General features: G+C 53.7%; 8 protein-coding genes. 7 read left to right on the top strand and 1 reads right to left on the bottom strand.

Going from position 1 to position 12,266, the window contains the following annotated elements; all coding sequences use genetic code 11:
• Window positions 1-117: 117 nt before the first annotated feature.
• Complete coding sequence (acuI, locus tag SBG_RS15510; protein ID WP_001148258.1) at window positions 118-1,092, bottom strand: acrylyl-CoA reductase (NADPH); 975 nt, start codon at window positions 1,090-1,092, stop codon at window positions 118-120.
• A 203-nt stretch (window positions 1,093-1,295) separates the two neighbouring features.
• Between acuI and csrD the strand changes: the two genes are divergently transcribed.
• The 7 genes from csrD (at window position 1,296) to yhdP (ending at window position 12,160) form a co-directional block, all read left to right on the top strand.
• Window positions 1,296-3,236 (top strand): RNase E specificity factor CsrD, encoded by a 1,941-nt coding sequence (csrD, locus tag SBG_RS15505; RefSeq protein WP_001241387.1) that lies wholly within the window; start codon window positions 1,296-1,298, stop codon window positions 3,234-3,236.
• A 307-nt stretch (window positions 3,237-3,543) separates the two neighbouring features.
• The gene (gene mreB, locus SBG_RS15495) at window positions 3,544-4,587 is read left to right on the top strand and encodes a rod shape-determining protein MreB (protein WP_000913396.1); all 1,044 of its coding nucleotides are present in this window, start codon (window positions 3,544-3,546) and stop codon (window positions 4,585-4,587) included.
• A gap of 64 nt (window positions 4,588-4,651) precedes the next feature.
• Window positions 4,652-5,707 (top strand): rod shape-determining protein MreC, encoded by a 1,056-nt coding sequence (gene mreC / locus SBG_RS15490; RefSeq protein WP_000802498.1) that lies wholly within the window; start codon window positions 4,652-4,654, stop codon window positions 5,705-5,707.
• A complete protein-coding gene (gene mreD / locus SBG_RS15485) occupies window positions 5,707-6,195 on the top strand; it encodes a rod shape-determining protein MreD (protein ID WP_000146712.1) in 489 nt (162 codons plus the stop codon). Before mreC ends, mreD begins: the two co-directional genes overlap by 1 nt.
• Before the next feature lie 8 nt (window positions 6,196-6,203).
• On the top strand, window positions 6,204-6,797 hold the full coding sequence (locus tag SBG_RS15480; RefSeq protein ID WP_000210311.1) for a Maf family protein: 594 nt from the start codon (window positions 6,204-6,206) through the stop codon (window positions 6,795-6,797).
• Window positions 6,787-8,256 (top strand): ribonuclease G, encoded by a 1,470-nt coding sequence (rng, locus tag SBG_RS15475; RefSeq protein WP_000123194.1) that lies wholly within the window; start codon window positions 6,787-6,789, stop codon window positions 8,254-8,256. Before SBG_RS15480 ends, rng begins: the two co-directional genes overlap by 11 nt.
• Window positions 8,257-8,362: 106 nt before the next feature.
• Window positions 8,363-12,160 carry an AsmA2 domain-containing protein YhdP gene (yhdP, locus tag SBG_RS15470; RefSeq protein WP_001253645.1) on the top strand — a complete coding sequence of 1,266 codons (3,798 nt, stop codon included), beginning with the start codon at window positions 8,363-8,365 and terminating at the stop codon, window positions 12,158-12,160.
• The last annotated feature ends 106 nt before the right edge of the window (window positions 12,161-12,266 follow it).

The raw sequence follows: 12,266 nt of genomic DNA, 5'->3' as shown, positions 1-12,266 counted from the left end.
AACAGACTCCCGGTTTACCCACCACGACACGACATGGCGTGTAGTGAATATGACAGGGAGTATGTCAATGTGTAAAAATAAATAGTTAATTAAGTGTAAATTTTTTTATACGTAATTTTATCTTATCTTCACCAGCGTACGGCCCTGAGCCCGGTTATTGATAATGGCATCGGCAAATTTCGGGGCCTCTGCCAGTGCTATCTCTGTTGCTGTCTGGGTGTAGAAGGCATCCGGCAGGTCATTCACCAAACGTTTCCAGGCCTCGGCGCGGCGCGCTGGCGGCGTCATAACGGAATCCACGCCCTGCAGGCGTACGTTTCGCAGAATAAATGGCATGACGGTAGTGGGCAACGCAAAGCCGCCGGCCAGACCGCAGGCCGCGACGCAACCACCGTAGTTCATTTGCGCCAGGATTTTCGCCAGCACGTTATCGCCGACGGTATCAATCGCGCCCGCCCATAGCTGTTTTTCCAGCGGGCGGGCGTCGGTGAATGCATCGCGCGGCAGAATACGGTTTGCGCCAAGCGCGTATAAATAGTCATGGGTACTTTCGCGACCGGATACCGCGACAACCTGATAACCCAGCTTATGCAGTAAGGCGACTGCGGTGCTGCCTACCCCGCCGCTGGCGCCGGTAACCACGATCTCGCCATCTTCAGGGCGGATACCTGCTTCTTCCAGCGCCATTACGCACAGCATAGCGGTAAAACCAGCGGTGCCGATGATCATCGCATTACGGCTGCTTAATCCTGCCGGAAGCGCAACCAGCCAGTCACCTTTAACACGCGCGCATTCAGCCAGGCCGCCCCAGTGGTTTTCACCCACGCCCCAGCCGGTCAATAACACGTCTTGTCCTGCATGAAAGCGAGGATCTTCGCTTGTGCGAACGGTTCCGGCGAAATCAATACCAGGAATCATCGGAAAATGACGGATGATTTTTCCTTTCCCGGTGATAGCCAGAGCATCCTTATAATTCAGGCTGGACCAGTGGACATCTACCGTCACATCACCTTCCGGCAGTTGACTCTCTTCGAGATGCTGCACGGATGCGAGGGTTTTACCGTCCTGCTGTTCTAAGATCAACGCCTGCATAACCTGTCCTCACTTTGCATGGTGGATTGGAAAAATATCTACGAAGACTATACTCGCTAATTAAAACGTGATGCCGATGCAGCGCAATAAATTGCCAGATAGACCCATTTTGGTAGTATGCCTGCTTCATTGCGCGCCGTGGCGAATTCCGCCTTTAGATTCGCCTTTTCATACAGTGTATAACCGTCGGAGTTAACTCAGGGATGCGATTAACGACGAAATTCTCAGCTTTTGTCACTCTGCTCACGGGGTTAACGATCTTTGTGACTCTGATCGGCTGTTCGCTAAGTTTTTATAATGCCGTACAGTATAAGTATATAAGCCGTGTGCAGGCAGCGGCGACGGCGATGGATACGCACCTGGTGACCCGTGATATTGTCTCGCTGACACCGCAAATCGACGAACTCATGATCGCTTCCGATATTGTGCGTGTCGATCTGTTGCAGGGTAAGCATCCTGTCTACAGTCATTCTCGCGCCGCAAGTTACCAACCAGCGGGTGCCAACGATATGTACCGCGAGCTTGTTGTGCCGTTGGTAAAACATCCTGGGATGTCGCTACGCCTGGTTTATCAGGACCCGATGGGCAACTATTTTCACTCACTGATCACTACGGCGCCGCTGACGCTGGCGATAGGCTTTATCGTTCTGATCCTGTTTTTATCGGTGCGCTGGCTGCAACGGCAGCTTTCCGGGCAGGAGCTTCTGGAAATTCGCTCAACGCGTATCCTGAACGGCGAACGTGGGTCAAATGTCCGTGGTTCCGTTTATGAATGGCCGGCACGCACCAGTAGTGCGCTTGATGTGTTGCTTTCTGAAATTCAGTTTGCTCATGAACAGCGTAGTCGACTGGATACGCTAATTCGCTCCTATGCTGCGCAGGACACCAAAACCGGCCTCGGTAATCGCCTGTTCTTTGATAATCAACTGGCGACGTTACTAGAAGACCAGGAAAAGGTCGGGGTACATGGCGTGGTAATGATGATCCGCTTGCCAGACTTCAATCTTCTACGCGACAGCCTGGGAGGCAATCAGGCGGAAGAGCAGATGTTTATGCTCATCAATCTGCTCTCGACATTTATTATGCGCTATCCCGGTTCGCTGCTGGCGCGCTATCACCGTAGCGACTTTGCGGTATTGTTACCGCACCGTACGCTGAAAGAAGCGGAAAGCATTGCCGGGCAACTTTTAAAAGCCGTCGATGCGTTACCAGCTAACAAAATGCTCGATCGTGACGATATGGTACATATCGGCATTTGTGCCTGGCGTAGCGGACAATCTACCGAGCAGGTGATGGAACATGCAGAAGCCGCAGCGCGGAATGCCGCCCTACAGGGGGGGAATAGTTGGGCTATCTACGATGACACGCTGCCGGAGAAGGGGCGCGGCAATGTCCGCTGGCGCACACTGATTGAGCAGATGCTAAACCGTGGCGGGCCACGACTTTATCAAAAACCGGCGGTAACGCGGGAAGGTCGCGTGCATCATCGGGAATTGATGTGCCGCATCTATGACGGTAAAGAAGAGGTCAGCTCGGCGGAATATATGCCGATGGTGCTGCAATTTGGATTGTCGGAAGAGTATGACCGATTGCAAATTAGCCGCCTGATTACGCTACTGGGCTACTGGCCGGATGAAAATATGGCGATGCAGTTGACGGTAGAGTCGCTGATTCGCCCGCGTTTTCAGCGCTGGATACGCGATACATTGATGCAGTGTGAAAAATCACAGCGAAAACGCATAATTATTGAACTTGCGGAGGCGGATGTTTGTCAACACATCAGTCGGTTACAACCTATCCTTCGCCTGGTGAACGCGCTTGGCGTTCGGGTGGCGGTAACGCAGGCGGGTTTGACGTTGGTCAGTACCAGTTGGATTAAAGCGCTCAATGTGGAATTACTGAAGCTGCATCCGAGCCTGGTCCGAAATATTGAGAAGCGAACGGAAAATCAGCTTCTGGTTCAAAGCCTGGTAGAGGCTTGCGCCGGTACGCCTACGCAGGTTTATGCGACGGGCGTTCGTTCGCGCGGCGAGTGGCAGACACTAACCAAACGTGGTGTGGCTGGCGGGCAGGGTGATTTTTTTGCCTCCTCCCAACCACTTGACACAAACGTGAAAAAATATTCGCAAAGATATTCGGTTTAACCTGCCGTTTAATTTGTTTTCACGTAGAATAACGCGCGCTGTGCCTCATGGGGGTGTGCTTGTCTGCTCGCCAGATTGTTGCAGCAAATATGCAGGTGAATGACCTTTGACAGGTTGCAAATGAAGGCGAGGATTGCTGCTGATTTTTTCAGCCCTGAGGGACTCAGGCAGAGATTTGTAACAAAGGAAACGAACTGCACTAATTTTCACCGTAGCAGATGATTTTTGCGCCTTGTCGCTGCTGCGTGTGGTTGGTAAAGTAAGCGGATTTTGTTTTCCGCCCCAGCTTTCAGGATTATCCCTTAGTATGTTGAAAAAATTTCGTGGCATGTTTTCCAATGACCTGTCCATTGACCTGGGTACCGCGAATACCCTCATTTATGTAAAAGGACAAGGCATCGTATTGAATGAGCCTTCCGTGGTGGCCATTCGTCAGGATCGTGCCGGTTCGCCGAAAAGCGTGGCTGCAGTCGGTCATGACGCGAAGCAGATGCTGGGCCGTACGCCGGGCAATATCGCTGCGATTCGTCCGATGAAAGACGGCGTTATCGCTGACTTCTTTGTGACCGAAAAAATGCTTCAGCACTTTATTAAACAAGTGCACAGCAACAGCTTTATGCGCCCGAGCCCGCGCGTACTGGTATGCGTGCCGGTCGGCGCGACGCAGGTAGAACGCCGTGCAATTCGTGAATCCGCTCAGGGTGCAGGCGCCCGTGAAGTGTTCCTGATTGAAGAACCGATGGCGGCGGCAATTGGCGCTGGTTTGCCGGTTTCTGAAGCAACCGGTTCAATGGTGGTGGATATTGGCGGCGGTACGACGGAAGTGGCCGTTATTTCACTGAATGGCGTCGTTTACTCCTCGTCTGTGCGCATTGGCGGTGACCGTTTTGACGAAGCAATCATCAACTATGTGCGCCGTAACTATGGCTCTCTGATCGGTGAAGCGACCGCAGAACGTATCAAACATGAAATTGGTTCCGCTTACCCTGGCGATGAAGTGCGTGAAATCGAAGTGCGTGGTCGTAACCTGGCAGAAGGCGTTCCACGCGGCTTTACTCTGAACTCAAACGAGATTCTGGAAGCACTACAGGAACCGTTGACTGGTATTGTCAGCGCGGTAATGGTTGCGCTGGAACAGTGTCCGCCGGAGCTGGCGTCTGACATCTCTGAGCGCGGTATGGTGCTTACCGGCGGCGGCGCGCTGCTGCGTAACCTTGACCGTCTGTTAATGGAAGAGACGGGCATTCCTGTCGTGGTTGCTGAAGATCCGCTGACCTGCGTGGCGCGCGGCGGCGGCAAGGCGCTGGAAATGATCGACATGCACGGCGGCGACCTGTTTAGCGAAGAGTAGTCGGGTGCAGGCAGGATAATCCCTGGATTGTCCTGCCTCTTCGACGCGAGAATACGCATAGCCTATGAAGCCAATTTTTAGCCGTGGCCCGTCGCTACAGATTCGCCTTATTCTGGCGGTGCTGGTGGCGCTCGGCATTATCATTGCCGACAGCCGCCTGGGTACGTTCAGTCAAATCCGAACGTACATGGATACTGCCGTCAGTCCTTTCTATTTTATTTCAAATGGCCCGCGTGAACTGCTCGACAGCGTGTCGCAAACGCTGGCTTCTCGCGACCAGCTAGAACTGGAAAACCGGGCGCTGCGCCAGGAATTACTGCTGAAAAACAGCGATCTACTGATGCTGGGACAGTACAAACAGGAGAACGCGCGGTTGCGCGAGCTGCTGGGGTCGCCGCTGCGTCAGGATGAGCAAAAAATGGTGACGCAGGTTATCTCAACGGTCAACGATCCTTACAGCGATCAAGTTGTCATTGATAAAGGCAGCGTCAATGGCGTGTATGAAGGTCAACCAGTTATCAGCGACAAGGGGGTCGTGGGGCAGGTTGTCGCCGTGGCGAAATTAACCAGCCGGGTGCTGCTGATTTGCGATGCGACCCACGCGCTGCCGATCCAGGTACTGCGCAATGACATCCGCGTAATTGCCGCCGGTAACGGCTGTACTGACGATCTTCAGCTTGAACACCTGCCTGCGAATACCGATATTCGCGTCGGCGATGTGTTGGTAACGTCAGGGCTTGGCGGGCGTTTCCCCGAAGGCTATCCGGTGGCGGTGGTCTCCTCTGTTAAGCTGGATACCCAGCGCGCCTATACGGTCATTCAGGCGCGGCCTACGGCAGGGTTACAGCGTTTGCGCTATCTGTTGCTGTTGTGGGGGGCCGATCGTAACGGCGCTAATCCGCTGACGCCAGAAGAGGTTCACCGCGTGGCCAATGAGCGCCTGATGCAGATGATGCCGCAGGTGTTACCTTCTCCGGATACGATGGGACCGCCAGCGCCGGTGCCGGACCCGGCGACAGGGATCACTCAGCCATCTGCGGGCCAGACCGCGCCCATATCGACGCAACCATCGCCTTCAGGCGCGACCATGCCGCCTGCGCGTGCGCCGGGAGGACAATAGTGGCCAGCATACGTCACCAGGGGCGCTGGGTTATCTGGCTCTCGTTTCTTATTGCGCTATTGCTGCAAATCATGCCCTGGCCGGACGACATCATTGTTTTCCGGCCAAACTGGGTTTTGCTCATCTTACTGTACTGGATTCTGGCCCTGCCACACCGCGTAAATGTGGGGACGGGATTTATGATGGGTGCCATACTTGATCTTATCAGTGGCTCCACGCTCGGCGTGCGTGCTCTGTCAATGAGTATTGTCGCCTATCTGGTCGCTCTGAAATTCCAGCTCTTCCGCAATCTGGCGCTTTGGCAGCAGGCGCTGGTAGTGATGTTGCTTTCACTGGCTGTGGATATTATTGTTTTCTGGGCCGAGTTTTTAGTGATCAATGTCTCTTTCAGACCGGAAGTGTTCTGGAGTAGTGTAGTCAATGGCGTGCTGTGGCCCTGGCTCTTCTTGCTGATGCGTAAAGTACGCCAGCAGTTTGCTGTGCAATAAAGGTCGATATGACAACTCTGTATCTTGCTTCCGGTTCCCCGCGTCGCCAGGAACTGTTGACTCAACTTGGATTTTCGTTCGAGCAAGTTGTGCCGGGTATTGAAGAGCAGCGGCGCGTTCAGGAGTGCGCACAGCACTATGTTGTCCGGCTGGCGCGTGAAAAGGCGCAGGCTGGCGTGGCGCTGGTTCCCCGTGACCTGCCGGTTTTGGGCGCGGATACGATAGTCGTACTAAACGACGAGGTACTGGAAAAGCCGCGCAATGCCGCCCATGCCGCAGAAATGCTGCGTTTGCTTTCCGGAAAAACGCATCAGGTGATGACCGCCGTTGCGCTCGCGGACTCGCAGCAGACGCTGGATTGTCTGGTGGTGACAGAAGTGACCTTCCGCGCGCTTTCCGCTCAGGATATTGCTGGCTATGTCGCCAGTGGCGAGCCTTTAGATAAAGCCGGTGCATACGGTATTCAGGGGCTGGGTGGCTGTTTTGTCAGGAAGATTAATGGCAGCTATCACGCCGTCGTCGGCTTACCGCTGGTTGAAACGTATGAGTTGTTGAATCATTTTAACGCACTGCGTGATAAAAGGGATAAACATGACGGCTGAATTGTTGGTAAACGTAACGCCATCGGAAACGCGCGTGGCGTATATTGATGGCGGTATTCTTCAGGAAATTCATATTGAGCGCGAAGCGCGACGCGGAATCGTAGGCAATATCTACAAAGGTCGTGTAAGTCGTGTACTTCCAGGTATGCAGGCGGCTTTTGTAGATATTGGGCTGGATAAAGCCGCATTTCTTCACGCTTCCGACATTATGCCGCATACCGAATGCGTGGCGGGCGAGGAACAGAAACAGTTTACCGTACGCGATATCTCCGAGCTGGTACGTCAGGGGCAGGATCTGATGGTACAGGTGGTGAAAGATCCGCTCGGCACGAAAGGCGCGCGTCTGACCACGGATATCACATTACCCTCCCGTTACCTTGTTTTTATGCCCGGTGCCTCACATGTTGGCGTTTCCCAACGCATCGAAAGCGAAAGTGAACGCGAGCGCCTGAAAAAGGTCGTGGCGGAATACTGTGACGAACAGGGCGGGTTTATTATCCGTACCGCTGCGGAAGGTGTGTGTGAGGAGGATCTTGCGTCCGATGCAGCTTATCTCAAGCGTGTCTGGACGAAAGTCATGGAACGTAAAAAGCGCCCGCAAACACGTTATCAGATGTATGGCGAGCTGGCACTGGCACAACGCGTGCTACGCGATTTCGCCGATGCGCAGCTGGACCGCATTCGTGTCGACTCACGTCTGACCTACGAGTCGCTGCTGGAATTCACCGCAGAATACATCCCGGAAATGACCAGCAAGCTGGAACATTATAGTGGCCGCCAGCCAATCTTCGATCTTTATGATGTGGAAAACGAGATCCAGCGTGCGCTGGAACGTAAGGTTGAACTGAAGTCCGGCGGTTATCTGATTATCGATCAGACCGAAGCGATGACCACGGTCGATATCAATACCGGTGCGTTTGTCGGGCATCGAAATCTCGACGACACCATTTTTAATACCAATATTGAAGCGACTCAGGCCATCGCTCGCCAGTTACGCCTGCGCAATCTGGGCGGTATTATCATTATCGATTTTATTGACATGAATAATGAGGATCATCGCCGTCGGGTTCTGCATTCGCTGGAGCAGGCGTTAAGTAAAGATCGTGTGAAAACCAGTATTAACGGTTTTTCGCCGCTGGGGTTGGTGGAAATGACCCGAAAACGGACTCGTGAAAGTGTGGAACATGTGCTTTGCAACGAGTGTCCTACCTGTCATGGCCGTGGGACGGTAAAAACGGTCGAAACCGTCTGCTATGAAATCATGCGTGAAATTGTACGAGTTCATCACGCTTATGATTCCGATCGCTTCCTGGTTTATGCTTCTCCAGCAGTGGCGGAAGCGCTGAAAGGCGAAGAATCCCATGCACTGGCGGAAGTCGAAATCTTTGTCGGCAAACAGGTTAAAGTTCAGGTCGAACCGCTTTATAACCAGGAGCAGTTCGACGTAGTCATGATGTAAAAGACCACAAGCCTTACGAGCGTTTGTAGGCCGGACAAGGCATCTACGCCGCCATCTGGCAAAATGAGGTTGTGAGTCATATTTATAGGCAGACAAGGAGAGACGCGTGAGGCGATTGCCGGGGATTATGTTGCTCACTGGGGCCGCGCTCATCGTCGTTGCAGCGCTGCTGGTTAGCGGGCTGCGTCTGGCGTTGCCTCATCTTGACGCCTGGCGTCCCGCGATCCTGAGCAAGATTGAGTCCGCTACCGGCATGCCGGTGGCCGCCAGCCAGCTCTCCGCAAGCTGGCAAAATTTTGGCCCTACACTGGAAGCGCAGAATATTCATGCCGACCTGAAAGATGGCGGCGAGCTGTCGATAAAACGCGTCACGCTGGCGCTGGACGTCTGGCAAAGCCTGGTGCATATGCGCTGGCAGTTTCGCGATCTGACTTTCTGGCAACTTAATTTCCGCACCAACACGCCTCTTCAAAGCAGCGGTGGCGAAGGTATAGAAACCAGCCGCTTAAGCGATCTTTTTCTGCGTCAGTTTGATCACTTTGATCTGCGCGATAGTCAAATTAGCTTCCTGACGCTTTCCGGGCAACGCGCGGAACTGGCGATCCCACAGCTTACCTGGTTAAACGGCAAAGACCGCCATCGCGCTGAAGGCGAGGTCAGCCTTTCCAGCCTGACCGGGCAACATGGCGTGATGCAGGTTCGCATGGATTTGCGCGATGACGACGGCCTGCTGAATAACGGGAGAGTGTGGCTGCAAGCCGATGATATTGACGTGAAACCGTGGCTGGGTAAATGGATGCAGGATAACGTAGCGCTCCAGACGGCGCGTTTCAGCCTAGAAGGCTGGATGACGCTCAGTAAAGGCGAAATCGCTGGAGGAGACGTCTGGCTGAAACAGGGCGGCGCAAGCTGGCTGGGCGATAACACGACGCATACGTTGTCTGTCGATAACCTGACGGCGCATCTTGGCCGCGAGCAGTCTGGCTGGCAGTTTTATATTCCGGACACGCGGATTACGCTTGATGGCAAGCCCTGGCCGAGCGGGGCTTTAACCGTGGCCTGGCTCCCGCAACAGGATGTCGGCGGTGAAAATCATATACGTAGCGATGAACTGCGTATTCGCGCCAGTCATCTTGAACTGGCGGGGCTGGAAGGATTACGTCCGCTGGCGGCCAAACTGTCGCCTGCGCTGAGTGAAATCTGGAAGGCCACGCAACCGAGCGGAAAGATCACTACGCTGGCGCTGGATATTCCGCTACAGGCTACCGAAAAAACCCGTTTTCAGGCGGCGTGGGAAAACCTTGCCTGGAAACAGTGGAAACTGTTACCCGGTGCGGAACATTTCTCCGGAACTCTGGCGGGAAGTGTGGAAGACGGGCAGATGAAAGTCTCGATGCAGCAGGCCAAAATGCCCTATGAAACGGTTTTCCGCGCACCGCTGGAAATTGAAAACGGCGTGGCGACGCTTAGCTGGTTGAAGAATAAGAACGGCTTCCAGCTTGACGGACGCGACATTGACGTCAAAGCAAAGGCGGTACATGCGCGTGGCGGTTTCCGCTACCTGCAACCGACAGACGATGAACCGTGGCTGGGCATTCTGGCCGGGATCAGTACCGACGACGGGTCACAGGCCTGGCGTTATTTTCCGGAAAACCTGATGGGCAAGGCACTGGTGGATTATCTCAGCGGCGCGATTCAGGGCGGCGAGGCCGATAACGCTACGTTAGTTTATGGCGGTAATCCGCATCTTTTTCCCTATAAGCATAACGAAGGCCAGTTTGAAGTGTTAGTGCCGTTGCGTAACGCCACGTTTGCCTTTCAGCCTGACTGGCCTGCGATAAAAAATCTCAACATTGAACTGGATTTCCTGAATGATGGCCTGTGGATGCGCTCAGATAGTGTCGATTTAGGCGGGGTTAAGGCCAGCAAACTTGTGGCCGCGATTCCTGATTACTCCAAAGAGAAACTGCTTATTGATGCCGATATTAACGGGCCGGGAAAAAACGTGGGGCCTTATTTCGACGAAACGCCGCTAAAGGATTCGCTGGGTTCGACACTTGCAGAGCTACAATTGGATGGCGATGTGAATGCTCGCTTACATCTTGATATTCCGCTGGATGGCGAACAGGTTACTGCCGAGGGGGATGTCTCATTACGGAATAATAGCCTGTTTATTAAACCGCTTAACAGTACGCTCAAAAATCTGAACGGTAAATTCAGCTTTGTAAATGGCGCGTTGAAGAGCGGGCCGATGACGGCAAACTGGTTTAATCAGCCGCTTAACCTGGATTTTACTACGACCGAAGGGGCGAAAGCGTATCAGGTGGCGGTCAACCTGAACGGTAACTGGCAGCCAGCACATATGGGCGTTTTACCGCCGCAACTTAATGATGCCCTGAGCGGCAGTGTGGCGTGGAAGGGTAAAGTCGGCATCGATCTTCCGTATCATGCTGGCGCCACCTACAATATCGAGCTGAACGGCGATTTGCGCAATGTGAGTAGTCACTTACCCTCACCGCTGAATAAACCCGCAGGCGAAGCCATGCCAGTGAATATTAACGCTGACGGCAACCTGAAAAGTTTTGCGCTAACGGGGAGCGCGGGGAGTAAAAACCATTTTAATAGCCGATGGTTATTAAATCGAAAACTGACGCTGGATAGGGCCATATGGACCACAGACAGCCGGACGACGCCTCCATTGCCAGCTCAACCCGGTGTTGAACTGAATCTGCCGGCTCTGGATGGTGCGCAGTGGCTGGCGTTATTCCAGAAAGGCGCGGCGGATAACGTAAGCAGCTCGGCCGAGTTACCTCAGCGGGTTACGCTGCGTACTCCTGCGCTGTTGCTGGGTGGCCAACAGTGGAACAATTTGAGTATTGTTTCAGAACCGTCGTTGAATGGAACGAAAATTGAAGCGCAGGGTCGAGAGGTGAACGCCACGCTGGCCATGCGCAACCATGCGCCGTGGCTGGCAAACATTAAATACCTGTATTACAACCCTGGCGTCGCAAAAACACAGGCTGAGCCACCCACGACGTCACCGCTCTTAGGGGCGAACAATCTCAGTTTCCGCGGCTGGCCGGATTTACAGCTACGCTGCGAAGAGTGCTGGTTGTGGGGGCAAAAATACGGGCGTATTAATGGTGATTTCGCCATAAAAGGCAATACGCTGACTCTGACGAATGGCCTGGTCGACACCGGATTCGCCCGTTTGAAAGCGAATGGTGAGTGGGTGAATGCGCCGGGCAATGAACGCACCTCACTGAAAGGTAGCCTTCATGGCCATAACCTGGATGCCGCAGCCGGATTTTTCGGCATTTCGACGCCAATTCAGAATGCGTCGTTTAACGTAGATTATGATCTGCACTGGCGAAACCCGCCCTGGCAACCTGACGAAGCTACGCTCAACGGAATTTTGCATACGCGTTTAGGTAAGGGCGAGTTTACTGACCTGAGCAGCGGCCATGCCGGGCAGCTACTGCGGCTCCTCAGTTTTGATGCATTACTGCGTAAGTTACGCTTTGACTTCAGCGATACCTTTAGCGAGGGCTTTTATTTCGACTCCATTCGCAGTACCGCGTGGATTAAAGATGGTGTTTTGCATACCGACGATACGCTGGTAGATGGACTTGAAGCAGACATAGCGATGAAAGGTTCTGTTGATCTGGTGCGCCGTCGCCTTGATATGGAAGCTGTCGTTGCGCCAGAAATTTCCGCCACGGTGGGAGTCGCCGCCGCTTTTGCCGTGAACCCGATTGTCGGCGCGGCAGTATTTGCCGCCAGTAAAGTGCTGGGGCCGCTGTGGAGTAAGGTTTCCATTCTGCGTTATCGTATCACCGGACCGGTTGATGCGCCGCAGATCAACGAAGTTCTTCGCCAGCCGCGCAAAGAAAGCCAGCAATGATGATTTGACGAGGGCGAGGAATTGCCTCAATCTCAGTACATAGTATTGCCGGATGACGCAGCGCTTATCCGGTCTACAGCAGCCTAATAACGTAGGCCGGATAAGG

This window comes from Salmonella bongori NCTC 12419 (genome assembly GCF_000252995.1).
GTDB classification, from domain to species: Bacteria; Pseudomonadota; Gammaproteobacteria; order Enterobacterales; family Enterobacteriaceae; genus Salmonella; species Salmonella bongori.
This window is presented reverse-complemented; position numbering and strand designations above follow the sequence as displayed.